This is a genomic window from Parvularcula sp. IMCC14364 (assembly GCF_030758415.1).
Classification (GTDB): domain Bacteria; phylum Pseudomonadota; class Alphaproteobacteria; order Caulobacterales; family Parvularculaceae; genus Aquisalinus.
The window spans coordinates 561023-577557 of sequence record NZ_CP132334.1 but is presented as its reverse complement, the minus strand read 5'-3'; the positions used below and the strand labels follow the sequence as shown (position 1 = coordinate 577557).

Annotated in this window: 14 protein-coding genes and 1 pseudogene; 6 read left to right on the top strand and 9 right to left on the bottom strand. The window is 50.7% G+C overall.

Annotated features, from left to right (window positions below):
- Window positions 1-16: 16 nt before the first annotated feature.
- Window positions 17-244 (bottom strand): hypothetical protein, encoded by a 228-nt coding sequence (locus RAL90_RS02800; protein ID WP_306253013.1) that lies wholly within the window; start codon window positions 242-244, stop codon window positions 17-19.
- Between the two features lie 209 nt (window positions 245-453).
- On the opposite strand from RAL90_RS02800, the gene RAL90_RS02795 reads away from it, so the two are divergent.
- The 3 genes and pseudogenes from RAL90_RS02795 to RAL90_RS16260 form a co-directional block, all read left to right on the top strand.
- Entirely contained in the window at window positions 454-1953 is a 1500-nt protein-coding gene (locus tag RAL90_RS02795) for a sigma-54 dependent transcriptional regulator (protein ID WP_306253012.1), read from the top strand.
- Window positions 1954-2008: 55 nt separating this feature from the next.
- Window positions 2009-2680: a phosphoribosylanthranilate isomerase gene (locus RAL90_RS02790; RefSeq protein WP_306253011.1), complete on the top strand. Its 672-nt coding sequence runs from the start codon at window positions 2009-2011 to the stop codon at window positions 2678-2680.
- 59 nt (window positions 2681-2739) lie between these two features.
- Window positions 2740-2865: pseudogene (locus tag RAL90_RS16260) on the top strand (RHS repeat-associated core domain-containing protein); the annotation flags it as partial.
- A gap of 1112 nt (window positions 2866-3977) precedes the next feature.
- Here the strand turns inward: RAL90_RS16260 and RAL90_RS02785 are convergent.
- Window positions 3978-4250: a DUF2312 domain-containing protein gene (locus RAL90_RS02785; protein WP_306253010.1), complete on the bottom strand. Its 273-nt coding sequence runs from the start codon at window positions 4248-4250 to the stop codon at window positions 3978-3980.
- Between the two features lie 262 nt (window positions 4251-4512).
- On the opposite strand from RAL90_RS02785, the gene RAL90_RS02780 reads away from it, so the two are divergent.
- The 3 genes from RAL90_RS02780 to maiA all read left to right on the top strand — a co-directional run bounded on the left by RAL90_RS02780 (window position 4513) and on the right by maiA (window position 6737).
- Window positions 4513-5529 (top strand): shikimate dehydrogenase, encoded by a 1017-nt coding sequence (locus RAL90_RS02780; RefSeq protein ID WP_306253009.1) that lies wholly within the window; start codon window positions 4513-4515, stop codon window positions 5527-5529.
- 81 nt (window positions 5530-5610) lie between these two features.
- Window positions 5611-6006, top strand: coding sequence for a hypothetical protein (locus RAL90_RS02775; protein ID WP_306253008.1), 396 nt, complete (start codon window positions 5611-5613; stop codon window positions 6004-6006).
- An 89-nt stretch (window positions 6007-6095) separates the two neighbouring features.
- On the top strand, window positions 6096-6737 hold the full coding sequence (maiA, locus tag RAL90_RS02770; RefSeq protein ID WP_306253007.1) for a maleylacetoacetate isomerase: 642 nt from the start codon (window positions 6096-6098) through the stop codon (window positions 6735-6737).
- Here maiA and RAL90_RS02765 read toward each other — a convergent pair.
- The 7 genes from RAL90_RS02765 to RAL90_RS02735 form a co-directional block, all read right to left on the bottom strand.
- Window positions 6719-7312, bottom strand: coding sequence for a hypothetical protein (locus RAL90_RS02765; protein WP_306253006.1), 594 nt, complete (start codon window positions 7310-7312; stop codon window positions 6719-6721). The two genes, maiA and RAL90_RS02765, sit on opposite strands and share 19 nt — an antisense overlap.
- Complete coding sequence (locus RAL90_RS02760) at window positions 7309-8502, bottom strand: M48 family metallopeptidase (RefSeq protein ID WP_306253005.1); 1194 nt, start codon at window positions 8500-8502, stop codon at window positions 7309-7311. The genes RAL90_RS02765 and RAL90_RS02760 overlap by 4 nt, the downstream gene beginning before the upstream one ends.
- On the bottom strand, window positions 8499-9230 hold the full coding sequence (locus RAL90_RS02755; protein ID WP_306253004.1) for a hypothetical protein: 732 nt from the start codon (window positions 9228-9230) through the stop codon (window positions 8499-8501). The genes RAL90_RS02760 and RAL90_RS02755 overlap by 4 nt, the downstream gene beginning before the upstream one ends.
- Before the next feature lie 184 nt (window positions 9231-9414).
- A complete protein-coding gene (locus tag RAL90_RS02750; protein ID WP_306253003.1) occupies window positions 9415-12411 on the bottom strand; it encodes a TonB-dependent receptor domain-containing protein in 2997 nt (998 codons plus the stop codon).
- Window positions 12412-12619: 208 nt separating this feature from the next.
- The gene (locus tag RAL90_RS02745; RefSeq protein WP_306253002.1) at window positions 12620-14461 is read right to left on the bottom strand and encodes a tetratricopeptide repeat protein; all 1842 of its coding nucleotides are present in this window, start codon (window positions 14459-14461) and stop codon (window positions 12620-12622) included.
- A 73-nt stretch (window positions 14462-14534) separates the two neighbouring features.
- A complete protein-coding gene (locus RAL90_RS02740) occupies window positions 14535-14816 on the bottom strand; it encodes a hypothetical protein (protein ID WP_306253001.1) in 282 nt (93 codons plus the stop codon).
- A 165-nt stretch (window positions 14817-14981) separates the two neighbouring features.
- The gene (locus RAL90_RS02735) at window positions 14982-16514 is read right to left on the bottom strand and encodes a glycosyltransferase family 39 protein (protein WP_306253000.1); all 1533 of its coding nucleotides are present in this window, start codon (window positions 16512-16514) and stop codon (window positions 14982-14984) included.
- Window positions 16515-16535 lie beyond the last annotated feature (21 nt).

Below are 16535 nucleotides of genomic sequence, written 5' to 3'. Positions count from 1 at the left end.
TGTCAGGTCCCCTCGCCTAGTGGGAGAAGAACATCTTGACGAAAATATGCGTGAAAATGAACACCACAATAAACAGGAAAAACCCGCCCAAAAGACCATTGTCAGCCAACAGGGCCGTAAAGAATGTGCCCAAGGCCATAGAGAATGGCAGCCCCCAGTATCCGGAGAACTTCATGACACGTTCATAAGTGCTTTTCTGGTCGGAAATATCCATCGAACCGGGCACGAAATCATCTTCTGCCATCTCTCAGTCTCCTTCGTCTGGCACGGCTTCAACCGTGAGTTATTACCAAATCCTTGCTCTCCTAACCTGACTTAACTCTGAGAGCAAACGGCTTTGTGCAACTTTTTGCCAATGACTGACCCGAATTGAGACGCCCTTAAACCGATATTTACCTCAACGACCTAAAAAGGGGTCATATCGGAATACCAAACCCAGATTGAGAGAACCCCATGTCCAAAACTGTACTGATTGTGGATGATGACCCGACCCAGCGCCGATTGATGCAAGCCGTCTGCGAAAAGGCAGGCTATTTTGTGATGCAGGCCGATGATGGTCAGAAAGCTGTGGATATTCTCAGAAGTCCTGAGGGTCAGGCAATCTCTCTCGTGATGCTTGATCTTATCATGCCAAATCTGGGTGGCATGGAAGCACTGGAACAGATTCGCCAGTTCCGCAAAGAACTGCCCGTGGTCATGCTGACGGCACAAGGGGGCATCGATACGGTTGTCGAGGCGATGCAAAAGGGAGCGGCAGACTTTTTTGTCAAACCTGCCTCACCCGAGCGGGTCATGGTCTCCATCAACAACGCCCTGAATATGTCGCAGCTGAAGGGCGAGGTCTCTCGCCTGAAGCGCAAGCGCGAAAATGCTGTCTGCTTCAAGGATCTTGTTGGGGAAAGTAACGCGCTATCGCGAGTGATCTCGCTGGGTGAACGCGCCGCCAAGTCCAACATTCCTATCCTGATCACTGGTGAGTCCGGTGTCGGCAAGGAAGTCATTGCCAGAGCCATTCAGGGCGAATCAGACCGCGAAGGCAAACCGTTCATCACCGTAAACTGCGGCGCGATTCCGGCAAATCTGGTCGAAAGCATTCTGTTCGGACATGAAAAAGGCTCTTTCACTGGCGCCACCGGCAAACATGTCGGGAAATTCCAGGAAGCCAATGGCGGCACGCTCTTCCTTGATGAAGTCGGCGAGTTGCCCCTGGACACACAAGTCAAGCTGCTGCGCGTATTGCAGGAAGGCGAAGTAGACGCGGTTGGCTCCAAAGCACCGGTCAAGGTTGATGTACGCCTCATCTCTGCGACCAATCGCGAACTCGCTGCAGAGGTAGAGCGCGGAACATTTCGCGAGGACCTCTATTACCGTCTGAACGTCTTCCCCATTGAGGTGCCGCCATTGCGCGAGCGCCCGGAAGATATTCCGGCCCTGATTACCCATTTCATCGGTCGCTATAACGCAGAAGAGCGCCGGGATGTACAAGGTGTACGCCATGAAGTGCTGGATGTCCTTGTGAACCAGCCGTGGCCTGGTAATGTGCGCCAGCTCGAAAACGCAATCTTCCGCGCTGTTGTTTTGTGTGAGGGCGCTTACCTGTCCTCGGAAGACTTTCCGTTGCTGGCTGCCGAATTTGAGGCTGCCGGTGTTCACGCCGGGCCGCCCGTTATTGAAGAATCCTACCCGGAAGATGACGCAACTGGCATGTTGCATACTGGCGGATATGGCGCGCGGCGCACGGTGCCATCTGTGTACGGGGATGATAATGCGCTGTCCGTTTTTGACCGTGAAGGTCACCTGCGCAATCTCTATGACATTGAGCGCGATCTGATCTCACTGGCACTGGAAACCTATAACGGGCAAATGTCTGAGGTTGCGCGAAGGCTCGGCATTGGCCGCTCAACATTGTATCGCAAAGTTCGCGAACAGGGCCTGGACAAGGAAGCCAGCTAAGGCCCGCGCCTTTTTGGCAAATTGAATGTGAAGGCGACAGCATCTAGGATGCTGCATGACCAGACCTCGCATCAAAATCTGCTGTATTTCTTCAGAAGATGAAGTGCGTCTCGCCGTTGCCCACGGCGCAAACATTCTCGGCTTTGTCGCCGACCAGCCTTCCGGCCCGGCCATTCTGGAAGATGATACAATCAGGCAGCTTGTGGACTGCGTGCCGCCCGGCGTTTCTACATTTCTCCTGACCAGCCGAACGCGCGCCGCAGATATTGCTGATCATGTATCCTTTTGCGGCACCGACAGTGTGCAGATTGTCCGGCACATAGATCCGGTTGAACATGAGGCGCTGAGCACACTTCTGCCTGCAGCAATCAGGCGCATTCAGGTTATCCATGTTGAGAGCCGGGATGTTCTTGACCTTATTGATCCCTACACACCACACATAGACGCTTTCCTGCTGGACAGCGGCAGGCCGAATGCGCAAGTCGCGGAATATGGGGGCACCCATGACTGGGCAATCAGCGCCGATTTTGTGCAGCACGCCAGCAAACCGGTCCTGCTCGCTGGCGGTCTCAATAGCGGCAATGTGGCTGATGCAATTTCCCGCATTCAACCCTATGGTCTGGACTTATGTTCTGGCGTGCGCACGGAAGATTGCCTTGATGAAGAAAAACTCCGCGCATTCATGACGGCGGCGGCACAACGCCCGGCAGGCTCGCCAAACCGCTAGAGATGAAGTATTCAGCAGCAGAACTCTCTAATTCAACGTGGGAGCCAAGGGGCCCACGTCATGGCCTCTATTACTACAAAGCCCGGTTCTATAATCCCAAGCTTGGCCGCTTTATGCAGAGCGATCCGATTAGCTATGGGGACAGTCTGAACATGTATGCCTATGCCGGAGGCGACCCAGTTAATAGTGTTATCCGTTGAGGCTATCTTCTGGTCTAGGTTGCCGTCCGTCAGATGGTGATTGCATTGTAGTTATCGGGCGGAGAGTTGCGCCACCTGCATCAGGCGTAGTAAATTATGGCGTATTATATGATACATTTGCAACTTCGGACTATCCAGTGGCATTTTCAAATAAAGCAGGTATTTTAATTATAGTAGGTTTTTCTGCGGAGGAATATTGTGTATTTACCCCGCAGTGAAGCTGGAGAATTCTATGAATTTTAAGATCTCACTTAAAACTTTTGCAACACTGAGCCTCTTATTAGCAAGTTGTCAAAATGCCGTCAGCAGTGAACCACCATCATCTTGCTTGAGTCCGTCCAAAGTAATTTCATCAGCAAAATCAAAATAGCTAAACTGGTGGTCGCTATATAGTCACCCCTACTTGCAAACTGACGAAGCCGATAAAAAACTGCAGATGGTAAAAACATGGGAGAAATCGGAAATTGCGTTAGATGTTGAGGGTAACGCATTATTCGCATATTGTTATTATAAAGATGATTTGGGAGACGAAATTGTTCTATCCGCGACCATCTTACCTACTAGACAGGTTGATCTAAGCAATAGGCAAATTTCAGCACAAACCGCAACTTGCTCAAACGCTTTAGACGTTTGCAAGTGGGATTGATATAAAAGCACCCCAAATACAAAATCCATTATATAAGCATTCAGATCGGAATTGAAATCTGTGCTGCAGATAAATGAGCCTCAAAAAACTTACGCGAGATGTGTGCTTTGCACTGATTGCAAGATGTGGGTTAGTAGTACCAACCCCATCTTGTTCAAGGGAGGCGCTGCCGCCCTCCCGTTGAAAATCCTTCCAGGGCTGCCCCAAAGTCCCGCATGGTCAATCTGGGCTTAACGCAGTAGAATTATGCCTCGCAGGGCCAAATACTAACGAAGATCCAAACCAACACTGCAAGCGGACTTGGCAGCAGGATGCTGATCTGTAAAAGGGTTCGGGGGACTGGTAGAGGGATCAGGACAGATGGCCTCAAAGGTAGCAGGTTTGATTTAACACAGCGCCGCCCACCCTTGTTATGGAAATACTCTATCAACGGCCAAAAAAGCAGTGCCTGTTATTCACCCAGAGCGGAAAGATATAACTCAAGCATGGCTTCCATCTCCTGCCGGTCAGCCCGATCCATCTTCCGCAAGCGGATCACCTGACGCAGTGTTTTCACGTCATATCCTTCACCTTTTGCCTCGGCGAAGACTTCCTTGATATCATTCATGACCGCAGCCTTGTCTTCTTCCAGACGCTCTACGCGCTCGATAAAGGATCGCAACCTGTCTGCTGCGACACTTGATGCTCCTGCGAGCTGATCGATTGAAGGGGCGCCGTCGGCCATGAATATCTCCTGATTTAATCGGGTGAGCAACCACCTGACGCGAATGGCAGCGCGCTTTCAAGCGACAGTTTTCCCCACTGGATGAAACACGTCCGACGAGCGTGGCATTGCACGGCACAGTAAATAATCGCTTTCAGTGCGGCGATGTGGTGTGTTAAGCCTTCCCGCATGAGCGGTTTCGCGGTTGCAACATAATTGCGGTCGCGGTATCAGTTGGTGAGAGATAGGCTGCGACTATCGCAGCACTGACCTGGAGGGGGTTATGGTATTCAAGAAATTATTTGGCGGTGGCAAACAGGATCGCAGCTGGCAAGGCCCGAAAACAGTCAAGGCACTGTTTGAAAAAGGCCTGTTATTCGTTGCTGATCAACCTCAGGATAACAAGCTCGATCCGAAAACCATTGGTGACAAGAAGCTGTATTTCTTCCCGATTGATCACGATTATCCCGGTGGCTCGGCAGCGATGCATAATGCCGTGTTCAGAAACTTCGGACTGAACAAGCAGGCGGCTTTCGTTGTCGGGGACCCTGCGAATGCGGCCACAATCTTTGACGTTTTGAAAGCTGATCCTCTTTATGATGGCGGCGGCGCCGGCTCCGGCTTCAAAGACAAGGTTGCTCCTTATCTTGACCGTCTGGACCAGTCTGCTGAAGCCATTGGCAGCGTGAATGTGATTTCGCGCGAAAATGGTGAGCTTGTCGGATATAACACAGATGGCATTGGTTTTGTGCTTGGCCTGCTGCATGAATATCCGAACTGCATCGAAGGCAAGAAAATTCTGATTCTCGGCGCCGGCGGCACCGCCCTGCCTATTGCCTATGAAATGTCGCAACGCAACCCGAGCGAGATTGTGATCAGCAACCGGACTGTTGCCAAAGCCGAAAAAATTGCTGAACTGATCTCCCCCTTCACCAAGGCCAGAGCTGTTGGCGAGGATGCCATTGGCGATGAAATGGAAGGGGTTGGCGTGATCGTGAATACCTCTAACAAGGGCGCACAGCCGAACGAGAAGTTCTCTGCGTTCGCACCGATGACCGGTGACGTTGAAGGCGACATGGCCATCAGCATGGCGAATGTTGCGCGCCTGCCAAAGGACGCCATTGTCGCGGATATCCTGCTGGAACCCCTGACGACAACGATGAAACTGGCTCAGGATAACGGCAACAGAACCCATAGCGGGCGCTTCATGAACCTGTTCCAGGCCGTCCCTGCCTTCAAGATCATGAACAAGATGAAGGATGAAGACCTTCAAGGCATCATGAGCAGCGTCAACACCTGACGCTGCTGCCTGCCCTGAGTTTGTACCAGTTCAGTAATTTGCGTAAATTTCCTGTCGTAACACTAATGCGAGGATGTCCTGATGGAACTGCCCCGTAACGAGATCGCTTTTCGCAAAGAATACGAAGAACTGGTCTTACTGAATGCGCTGACGACTGTTTTTCGACCCGGTAATCGCGTTTTTCCAAACTGGCGCGGCTATAAACCCGGCGAGGTCATCACGGCACGCATTATCGAAAAATGTGGCTGTGACAAACAGGAAATTGCGCCTGTGTTCAATCAGCACAAGATCAAGGTTCAGATCGCCTCTATTCGCACACATCACATAGATGAATTGACGACAGCACACTTTGTCGGCAGCTCTCCCGATGTGTCTGACATAGACAGCCTGAAAGAGCATCTGGCTCATATATATGGCAAGCCGATTTCTGCGTATGAAGATCAGATAACGCGTATTGAGCTTGCATATATCAGTTGAGATTACGCGATCATGCCCTTCCCGTGCTTCCCGACAGCAGGCCGGGACCATGCTGATTATAAGCTGTTATGGCTGGAACTTGGTGTCTTATGAAACTGTATAATTACTGGCGCAGCGGTACTTCGTATCGGGTACGGATTGCTCTGCAACTGAAGGGCATTAGTTACGAATACGAAGCAGTTGACTTGCGTACCGCTGCTCACAAGAGCCAGGAATTCCTTTCCCTGAACCCTCAGGGCCTTGTCCCCTCTCTGGTGCTGGACGATGGCACCACCCTGTCACAATCTCCCGCGATTATTGAGTATCTTGAAGAACGATACACAGACAGGCCGTTATTGCCGGCTGATCCTGCGGCGCGTGCGCAGGTAAGGGCCATGGCAGCGGTGATCGGCTGCGACATACACCCCCTGAATAACCTGCGCATACTGAAATACCTGCGAGGTGATCTTAGACTGGATCAAAACCAGACTGACATATGGGCACAGCGCTGGATCAGTGATGGTTTTTCAGCTTTGGAAGCCATGCTCGCCGCAGATAGTAGCCGGGGTGATTTCTGCCACGCGAACCAGCCCGGGCTGGTTGAATGCTACCTTTTACCCCAGATATACAGTGCCCGAAGGTTCAATCAGGATATGTCGGCCTTTCCGGCTCTCTGCGACATCGAAAAGGCCTGCATGGAGCTGGCAGCTTTTGAGAAAGCCTTCCCGGAAAATCAGCCCGACGCGGACTGAGGGAAACGAGCGCTGTCAAAGATGCTCTGCACTTCATCGGCATGCAAATCATAATAATGCTCAGCCGGTGCAACAAATAGTAGGAAAAACAGTTTGTTGTCCACGACAACGGCTTTGCCATCGCCGTTCATGCTCAACCCTATCTGCGTATCGGTCACAAAATTAAATCGCACCCCCGTGTAAGGAGGGAAGTCGTCCGGTCTCAGATTGCTGATCTGCACATCCACAAGACCGTTATACTCAAGACTGTCTCCGAGAAATTCGACAATCTCACGATCCGACATACCGGCACGAAATCGTGGCACAAGCTTTTTAGGATCAGCTGAATATATCAGTGCTTCCCCATCCTTGATGTCCACGCCAAAAACAAGAACATTTAGAAGAACGCCGTCTATGGTCATTTCCTGAAGATTTGTACGCGCATCAAATGGAAGCGCAGTCCACGCCTTGCCAAGCTCAACCTGATAAGTTTTCTGCACCTGAAATGAACCCGGGCCAGCTATTTCAATGCCCGTACAGGCAGCAAGAACAGAAAGGCAGACCAACGCTATGGCAGAGCGTATCCGGGTAATCATGATGGTGATCCTTCCAGTGCAGCAATATATGAGTCAATCAACGCCCTGTCGGCAGCTTCGGGCGCTTTCTCGAGATAAGTCCTGTATGCCTCCAAAGATTTTTCTTCATCACCATTGCGACGGTGCAATTCACCGATCTCCCGCCAGGTCGCAGGCGGTGCATCTTCGAATGTGGTCGCCTTTACATAATCAGCCAAGGCCAGCACCTCATCGTCATCATCTCGGCGCAAGCGATATGCTTCACCGCGACGAAAATAAAGAACCCCCTGGTTGGCGCCGCGCTTGATAAGGTGATTGATCAGAAAAAGGTGTTTGCCGAAGTCACTCTGCACGAGATCGTCATCAAGCCATGCAGACAGAAATGGTGCCGTCGCCTGGATATAGGCTGGCGCTGCGGTGTCACCGGCCTCTGCCTGTCCTTCGGCTAACGCTTCAAGGTTTTCTATCCGTTCAGATGTGACAGGGTGGGTACTGAAAATGCTTGCCCGCGCAATATTGCGCCGATTGCGTTCAAGGTCGGAATTTTCAACCTCAGAGACAAGATATTTCCAGATCGCCGCAGCTTCCTTCCCAGCATATCCTGCTTCCGCAGCAAATGCGAAACCAAGTTCATCCGCTTCGCGTTCCTTGTCGCGGCCAAATCCGTAAAGCCTCGCTGCGATTGAGAAGTCACCCAGCACAGCCGCTTCGGGCACACCAGCCACAGCCGTTCCGAAGCTGAATATCAATGATGCATTTGCCAGATTCTTGATCTCACGCCATTGCTGTAGCGAATGTCGCTGGCGATAATGCGCGAATTCGTGCCCGATGACAAAAGCCAGCTGCGCTTCATTTTCAGCACGAAGAAGCAGACCGGTCCAAATCTGCATCTGACCGTTTGGTGCCATATTGGCGTTGAAAAACGGCTGTTTCACCACATACACGCGCAAGTCAGGACAATAATCAGGACCGATAACCCGGCAGGCCACTGACTGAACATATTCATTCAGCTGTTTATCGGTTTCGACCAGAGCTGACGATTTTAGCAGCTTTTCGGACTCATCCATCTGCAACCAAAGCCCGGCTTCATCAGTCGTTTCTTCCGGTCGCTCGCTGGCAGCAATGGGCGCAACATTGGTCGTTTCACATGCTGTGAGCAGGAACGTTATCAAGGACATAATCAGTATATGAACTGGTGTTTTCATTTTCATGACGCGTCCTCCGATTGCTGGATCAGAGGCATGTCCTTGAAAATGGTTTCAATCAGGGATGCTGCCCCTTCAGGCTTGCGCATGTCTGTGCCAGGACCAGTTTGTGCAACATTGAACCAGACTATGTCGCCCGTACGTGTATCCACAAGCGACGCATAGGCCGCCTGCCCGCCCGTGCCGATACCGCCGACGCCGGCAACCGCCAAGCCAATCGCCATCGCCTGACGACCTGAACTCGCATATGCCCCTCTGGCAAAAAGGAACAGCAGATAGTCTGCATCCTGCGTGCCCTTGAAAACCTGCACCCCGGACCCGAGGGACCAGTCAAAGGTGTTCTCCTTGGTCGGTAGCGGTACACCCAGAAATCTGTGCAGGAGGATGGTTTCCCCAACAGACTCATGCAGCCGCACAAGCTGTATTTCGCGCTCTTTAGCGTCATTCAAAGAATAGGAAATGATCTCATGGTCACTTGCAGCGAGCGCGTCTTGCATACTGGCAAGCAGGTTTTCACTGCCCTGCCGGGTCCAGTCAGCCCGCACTTCTGCAATACCTGATGCTTTAAGAAAAGAAAGCCGGACATCCGGCTCGACCAACAGCACCGTCAACGCCCCATCCTCAATGGTGACATCATTGGTGGTCTGCATACTGCGCGTGGTCGTGCAGGCACAAATAAACGCAAGCAAGGCGAGGCAATACGCCAATTTGTTTGAGGGGCTTAATGGTAGCATTCTAAATAAACGCCTTATTCTCCAAACTCACATTCCCACTAAAGGAATATGATAATACTAGGAGCCCAGTTTCTCCAAACGAGGAGTGCTCACTAGACAAGAAAAAAACTCCGTCGTTTTACCGACGGAGTTTCTAGGTGGTAAGACAGAGGTCACCACATTGTATTTTCTGATTGGTACCAGATCAGAATTTCAACTTACCACCAATGAACAGGAACCGGCCATTCGAGTCATAAGTTGACGGGAAGGTGTTACCATTCGCAGTGAAGCGGAAGTCTGAAATTGGAGGATCTTCGTCCAAAGCGTTATTAATACCGGCATGTAGTGTCATATCATCTTTGACATCCCATGATGCGAAGAGGTCAAGATAGTTCTCAGCATCGAACACGTTACCAATACCACCAACTGGCACTTCGTTATCCTGGCTAGAAACCTCGCCGATGTGACGCCATGTAGCAGTTACGTCGATATCGAAATTAGAGTCCCAAGTCAAAGACGCTGTGTGTCCGTATTCAGGCGTGATGTCACCGGTGAAGCAAGAGCCGCCCCATACTGCGAGGCAATCCGTGACCGGCGCGCCTGGGAAGCTGGTTTGCTCAAGTTCAGTGTTATAGGTAGCAACATAATCAATGGTCAGACCACCATTTTCACCCATGCCGATATCGGCCAGATCAAACTGGTATCGCGCATTGACGTCAAAGCCTTTTGCAGACCGCTCAGCAATGTTCTGATCCGTTGATACGATGAACCCATCAACCTGAAGTGTGCCAAGCGCATCACGGTTGATGAAGTTACAGAAATCCGGAACACTTGAATCGATACATCCGTCGAGTATAGATGCAGCAGGGATCCCTGTAATGAAATCTTCAACAGTAATGTCGAAGTAATCAATGGAGACCGTCAGCCCTTCTATAGCACTCGGCGTGATAACAGCACCAAGTGTATAAGTGTCAGACTTTTCAGGTTCAAGATCGGTGTTACCACCAGTCAGTTGTTGTAACTGCCCAGCATCTTCGGCCACCAACCCATAAAGAGCCGGATCAAGACCTGTAAGCTGACATTGCTCAACGGTCGCGGTGAGGTTTGTACTACCAACCGTACCAGAACAAGGGTCACTATCGCTGAACAAGGCGAGTGATTGAGGATCAAACAAGTCGAATACGTTTGGTGCACGAACGGCACGCTGATACTGTGCACGGAAACGAACATCGCTTGTAGGCGCCCATGCAAGACCAGCCGCATAAGCTGTACTCTCTGTACCGTCAGACTGGCTACCGCCTGGAACGTTGTTGTTGTAGGTGTACTCTGAGTAACGATACTGAGCTGTAAATGAGAGCTCCTCAAAGAACTCACGGCCATTTATCAGCGGAACAGCAACCTCACCAAAGACTTCCTCTACCTTGGCGTTGGCGTCAACTGGCAGTGATGGTCCACCAAGACCTGTTGACCCACCTACAGTAAGGATGGAGTCAGGCTGGCTCTTCAATTCATCTTCACGAATTTCAAAACCGATAAGAGCAGCTACAGGAGAGCCCGCAGAAGGAAACTTGAGTTCAGGAAGTTCGCCTTGAATAGACCCACCAAAGACTTTCTGCTTAATCTCACCAGTCAAGATTGTTGGCGTCAAAACAGCGGCAAGTGCAGTTGTGTCAACTGGCGATGTCCCAAACAGGTTGAGCGGCAAACAGCCCGCGCGACCTGATGTACAAACAGGATTATCACTTGTGCCCGTAACAAGCAATGCCTCCTGCAGCAGGTTGATGTTGCCATCATTTGTATTCGTGTCAGACTGCGATGTTACAGAATACTGAGCAAACAAATCATAGTCCCAACCTGTATTAGCAAGCGGACCACGAATACCAGCTACAGTACGTATACTATCCAACTCAATAAACGAGTTACGGCCGCCACCTTCAACAAAACGACGATTGATCTGGACCTGAGCCAAATCACTACCACTAAAGCCACGCTGGGTACAGATGATATCCACCAATTCCGCAGACAGGAAAGGGTTGTCACAATTTACGGACTGAATTTCACCAAACGTCGCAGATGGCGCAATTTGAGCGTCTGTGGTGTTTCGGAAGAAAGTAGCATCCAGATATGCTTCAACCTTATCGTTGATCTGGTAGTTCGCAAGGAAGCCACCTTGGATTCGCTCAGTCGGACGCTGGAAGAAGTTCGTCGGGTTGAAGTTAAATGCATTGCTTGACCCAAGAATTGGATCACCATTAGCATCCCGAGGAACATTACCGTTGGCATCCAAAGACACCACGCCTACGATACCGCCTGTGATTGGATTACCCTGCGCGTCGAATGCCCCAAGAGTTATTGTCGTAGGATTCGGGCCGAAATTAGAACCAACACAGAAAACATCATTTCCTGCTTCAGGGCCAAAATCCACTATAGCACAACGGGAAATATCCCGCGTTCCCTGCAGCACCGCTTTTTGGTCAACGTAGCGCAGAAAACCTGTCACGTTACCTCTATCGTTGTCAAAATTGGTCCCGAATACGGCAGAAATATCGTATGTTTCACCGTCAGTCTGAGTGTCTGATGGTGTAATGCCGTCGGTAGAACTAAGGTTAGTTACAGCTTGAGCGAACTTGTTGTCGTTGTCGTCTCTAAACTGGCTAAAGTTTGCACTAAGCTCCAAACCTTCAAAGTCACGCTTGAGAATGAAGTTAGCAACGCCAGCAATAGCATCAGAACCATAAACAGCTGAAGCGCCGCCAGTAACAATTTCAACACGATCAAGCAGTGGCGTTGGAATCTGGTTCAGGTCAGCGGAAGAAATATCCGGACGACCAGGGCCAAGGCGTTTGCCATCAATAAGCACAAGGTTACGGTTTGAACCAAGACCGCGCAGGTTCAGGGAAGCTGTGCCTGTAGCGCCATTTGATACGTTAGAATCTTGCGCCGCTGTAACGCTTGGTAAATTGTTGAGAACATCAACAGCATCTACTACGCCAGCTCGATCAAATGCCTCTTCGCCGATAGTTGTTACTGGCGAAGTAGAAGTGATGTTAGCATTTTGCAGGCGTGAGCCTGTAATGACAATAACATCACCTGAAGTATCATCCTCTTCCTGAGCGACAACCGCTCCGGTAAATGCCGTTGACACAACCCCGGCAAGGATTGTGGTTTGGAGCAACCGCCCCGTAATTGATATTTTTGACATATAGCCCTCCAGCTTTACTATCAGTTTATAGACCCGATTGAGGATCATATCGCTTAATTAGTCGACCGCCCCAAAATGAGTTTAGTCTAATCATAACTCGATTAGCCAAGGCTAACTATGATTAGTTGTGATGAAGCGTCAAGGACGAGCAACCGGCATTTAGAATTTCCTTTAAGTCATTGTGATAAAATTGACACAAATTAGACATTCACCTCTTTGACCCTAGCGAGACATCAAATGGCGTCGTTATTCTTGGCTCCATGGTCTGGATAGGCTCTACTCCATGCCAGATATATGAGGGAAACATGATTATATGCCCTGGTTCAGGCTTAATATATCTCTCAGGACCGAGTTGAAGCCCTTTTACCCCGGAGGCTCCTAGCCTTAACCATCCTGCCTTGCTCCCTTCATCAGGGCTCATCTGTTCGGGCACAGTCACATAATGAGAGGCGCTCATCCACCCATCTGGATGGATATGGTCGATATGCCCTCCCTGATTTGTAAGCTTTACGGCCCATGCCCCGGTGTACCGCAAGTGTCTACTGAAATCAGATTTACCGAGCATCCTCCGCAAAAATGGATGTTCTTCATCACCCGCAAGCTCCATCCCCTCAAGAAAAGTTGCCACACAATCGAGCAAACAGACTTTCAACTCCTGCAGTACCGGGTTTCTGATATCCCATAGATTTCCCGGAGTCTGTAGGCCGTGAAACAAGGTCTGATCAAGCGGTGCTTGCTGCGTGCTAAAGGCAGGCTCCAGAGCCACCTGAACTGCCTCTAGGAAGTTTGCCAAAGATCCGTATTTAGGTGGTGGAGTAATCATACGACTTGCCGTCAGGCGATCATAATCATACCAGTATCGGTAACGCTCGTCTCCTGTGGCCCTACACGCAAGTGCCTTGAAAGCAAGGTGGCGCTGTAAATGATAGTCTGCCACGTCCTTATCGAGCAATATCAAAGCTTCCTGAAATGCCTGCTGTTCCATCAAGAACCCCGCGTATGAATGCAGGAATTTTGTCGCATCAGGTTGAGCTTCAAGAGCTTCCCTGTAGAACGCATCGGCAGTCTCAACATCATTGCGACGTTGTGCAACACCAGCCAGCCCCGCCAATATTGTCGCTCGATCCTCCGTGCTGGCTATGGGCAGCGCCTGCCTGAATGCCTCTTCAGCTACATCGTCATCTTCCCGAAGCCTTGCCAACTCGCCTTTTAACCCCAACAATGATCCGTGGCGAGTCTCATCGGTTTTGCCCAAGGCATAATCCAGCGAAACCAAAAACTGTTCTTTATGTCCACTTTCCCAAAGCAACCGATTAAAGTCGGAATGCAGGAGCAGATCTGAAGGCATCAAGCGTATTGCTTCCTGATAAGCAGCGAGAGCCCGTTCAGTTTGGCCAAGGCGCTGACAACTTCTCGCATAACCGGCTAGCACTGCGGGATCATTCGGCAATGATCGCAATGCCTCAGTCTGGTCTGCCAGAGCCTCTTCAAGCATACCCATGTCATGTAGAACATTTGCGCGTTTTGCCAGTGTCTGAGGGTGTCGGGGGCGCAAAACAAGGGACTGGTCCAGCGCTATTTTCGCCTCTTCAAGCTCACCTATTTTTCGCAATACTTGCCCGAGATTGCTCCATGCGACGGCGTGATTATGCTGAAGTTCAACGACCTTCATGTAGTCGGATATTGCTTTTTCAGCATTGCCATCAATGTCCCAAGTGAGTGCGCGCGAAAACCAGACTTCCGGATCGTTTGGAAATCTCCGAATAGCAGAATCTGCAATTACCAGTGCTTCATCAAGAGACCCGAAAGTACGCTTCATATCAGTATATTGAACCAATATTTCGGGGGAATTCGGTTTAGCCTCAATGGCTTTTCGATAATACTTGTCAGCTTCATCAAGTTGTTGCAGCTGAGCGTGACACATGGCCCTGATGTGTAGGACCTGCCCCTCTTGGCTTATATTTCGGGGCAAGTCTTTTATTAATCGCAACGCATCTTGAAAATGTTGTTGCTGGAAGTGCAGAACAATTTGCTCCAGAGCGCCTGACATTCAAATACCTTTTCAGCGTAGTCGAAAAGGTACGCATAGAGCGTTTCAAACCGCAACGCAAAAACGAAAACAATCAGCCAATCAGAACGGCGCGGTTGGCGGATAGCCATTCGCGGGCGAGCTTCTGAGCCTGCGCAACCTGGTCTGTGGTCATCTCCAACAGCAGCTCCTTGCAATAGACGCGTGCCTGCGGATTGCCTTTCATGGCTGACAGGTTGAACCACTTGTGCGCTCTGACAACATCATAGTCCTCAGCGCCGGGTGTGGAAGCCTCCAGCCCCTTGCGATACATATCCTCGCTGGACAGGATTGGCTGTGCCCCTTCAAGGTCGGTTGGTAAAACGGTAACGGACATTTTCGTCCCCTCATTCTGCTTGTTATGATGGCAACAGCTCTCTCTCGAACTGTTAACCAAGCAGATTTTGACCAACTTATCCTGAAGATCACGTTAAAGTGAAATTTATACTTGGTTTACTGATTATTAAACTCTCGTTAATGGTTACTATTTGCTAACCATAATTTACGAAGTGCAAAGATTTTCATACGCCGGGTCTGTTACCGGAATCGGGGAAATCCCCCATTGGGTCTGGCGCCAATCCGCTGGCCTCATTGGGTGCCGCCATTGCGCGTTGACAAATAGCGTATCTTTTTGATCTGTAATGTGACGTAATTTCTGCTCTACCGGCTGCCCGAGCAGTTCTTCCGACCAGACAAAATAACAGGGCTTGTCAGCGTGGCGGTCCTCAATGGGGTTATAGAACAGGAGATTATAGGAGCGCACCGCTGCGCCCGGCATCAATCGGCGCAGATTGCCAGCAGTATTTTCCTCATAGCCGATATACACCGCCTGCTCATCAAGCTCCGCCTTGCGTATTTCACCCAGTATCTGCGCGTATGGTCGCCACCGCTGACAATCTTCACAGACGGGCGCACCGGGGTAGAATACACCAATAAAACGTACAAAGAGCAAAAAAAGCGCCGCGCCAACAAGCACCCTGCTCCACCGTCGCACCCGTTCTGGCGTCCCAGCATTTTTCAGAAGAAACATGATCCAGAAAAAACCGGGCAAGAAGAATGGAATGACATAGCGCTCCGTCACATTGGAAATACCGAACAGGAAGACACCTGCCATAATAAGCAGAAAGGCGAGCGTGCTGGATCGCTCCAGCAGCCGCATCATGTGATCCTCCGGCAGGCGCGCCAAATGCGATGGTGTGAGCGCACCACGAAAGAAGCCAGGGGCCAGAAGCAGGAAGGGCAGATAGAACGAAATCACCGCGACCAGCGTATTGCCGATCCCTTCACCAACACGTGGGAAATAGCCCCCGTCTGTCTGACCCAGCTTGTTTGCGACATATGAAACAAACAGTGCCTGATTGTCCTGCACCCAGAGGAAATGCGGCATGGCAATCAGCGCGGCAAGACCCATCGCGCCCAGCATCGGCCAGTTCAGAAGTCTCTTTCTGATGTCCCGGTCCAAAAGGCCGGACAGCAGCATCACCGCCAGAAAACCGGTGAAATTATATTTGGATAACAATCCCAGGCCGACTGAAAACCCGAAGAGCATATAGGCGGGGAATGTTGGCTGCTGCACAAGGCGCACAAGAGTCCACAGTGAAAAGGCCACCGCCGCGATCACGACAAGCGAGTGCGTGAATGCCTGATGGTAGTTATAGCCAAGCTGATACAGCAACAGGCAAGAAAAAACCGTCAGGGCTGCCCATTTCTCACTGCGAAATAATCGCCGTCCCGCCAGGAACAGGAACAGGGCTGTAATCGTCATCAAGATATATTTCACAATCAGGAAACTGAACAGGGTCGGGCCAGTCGCCTGCTGGACAAGTGTCAGGATCCACTCATAGAGCGGCGGATTGTCCGGCAGATATCCCCAGGAGAATTTCTGGGTAAAGATATTTTCCTTGGTATCATCAAGCGCCAGATTGACACCCGCCGTCAGTCGCACCAGCGCATTGGCCAGGCCGAAAAGCGAGGTCAGAACCAATACGCCGGCAAGGGAAAAAGGCTCAAAATCGCGTCTTGCTCTGGAAAACATCCCGATGGTCTCGCGATTTCC

Coding starts and splice junctions, on each gene's coding strand:
- RAL90_RS02800 (WP_306253013.1), bottom strand. CDS start 244: ATGGCAGAAGATGATTTCGTGCCCGGTTCGATGGATATTTCCGACCAG.
- RAL90_RS02795 (WP_306253012.1), top strand. CDS start 454: ATGTCCAAAACTGTACTGATTGTGGATGATGACCCGACCCAGCGCCGA.
- RAL90_RS02790 (WP_306253011.1), top strand. CDS start 2,009: ATGACCAGACCTCGCATCAAAATCTGCTGTATTTCTTCAGAAGATGAA.
- RAL90_RS02785 (WP_306253010.1), bottom strand. CDS start 4,250: ATGGCCGACGGCGCCCCTTCAATCGATCAGCTCGCAGGAGCATCAAGT.
- RAL90_RS02780 (WP_306253009.1), top strand. CDS start 4,513: ATGGTATTCAAGAAATTATTTGGCGGTGGCAAACAGGATCGCAGCTGG.
- RAL90_RS02775 (WP_306253008.1), top strand. CDS start 5,611: ATGGAACTGCCCCGTAACGAGATCGCTTTTCGCAAAGAATACGAAGAA.
- maiA (WP_306253007.1), top strand. CDS start 6,096: ATGAAACTGTATAATTACTGGCGCAGCGGTACTTCGTATCGGGTACGG.
- RAL90_RS02765 (WP_306253006.1), bottom strand. CDS start 7,312: ATGATTACCCGGATACGCTCTGCCATAGCGTTGGTCTGCCTTTCTGTT.
- RAL90_RS02760 (WP_306253005.1), bottom strand. CDS start 8,502: ATGAAAATGAAAACACCAGTTCATATACTGATTATGTCCTTGATAACG.
- RAL90_RS02755 (WP_306253004.1), bottom strand. CDS start 9,230: ATGCTACCATTAAGCCCCTCAAACAAATTGGCGTATTGCCTCGCCTTG.
- RAL90_RS02750 (WP_306253003.1), bottom strand. CDS start 12,411: ATGTCAAAAATATCAATTACGGGGCGGTTGCTCCAAACCACAATCCTT.
- RAL90_RS02745 (WP_306253002.1), bottom strand. CDS start 14,461: ATGTCAGGCGCTCTGGAGCAAATTGTTCTGCACTTCCAGCAACAACAT.
- RAL90_RS02740 (WP_306253001.1), bottom strand. CDS start 14,816: ATGTCCGTTACCGTTTTACCAACCGACCTTGAAGGGGCACAGCCAATC.
- RAL90_RS02735 (WP_306253000.1), bottom strand. CDS start 16,514: ATGTTTTCCAGAGCAAGACGCGATTTTGAGCCTTTTTCCCTTGCCGGC.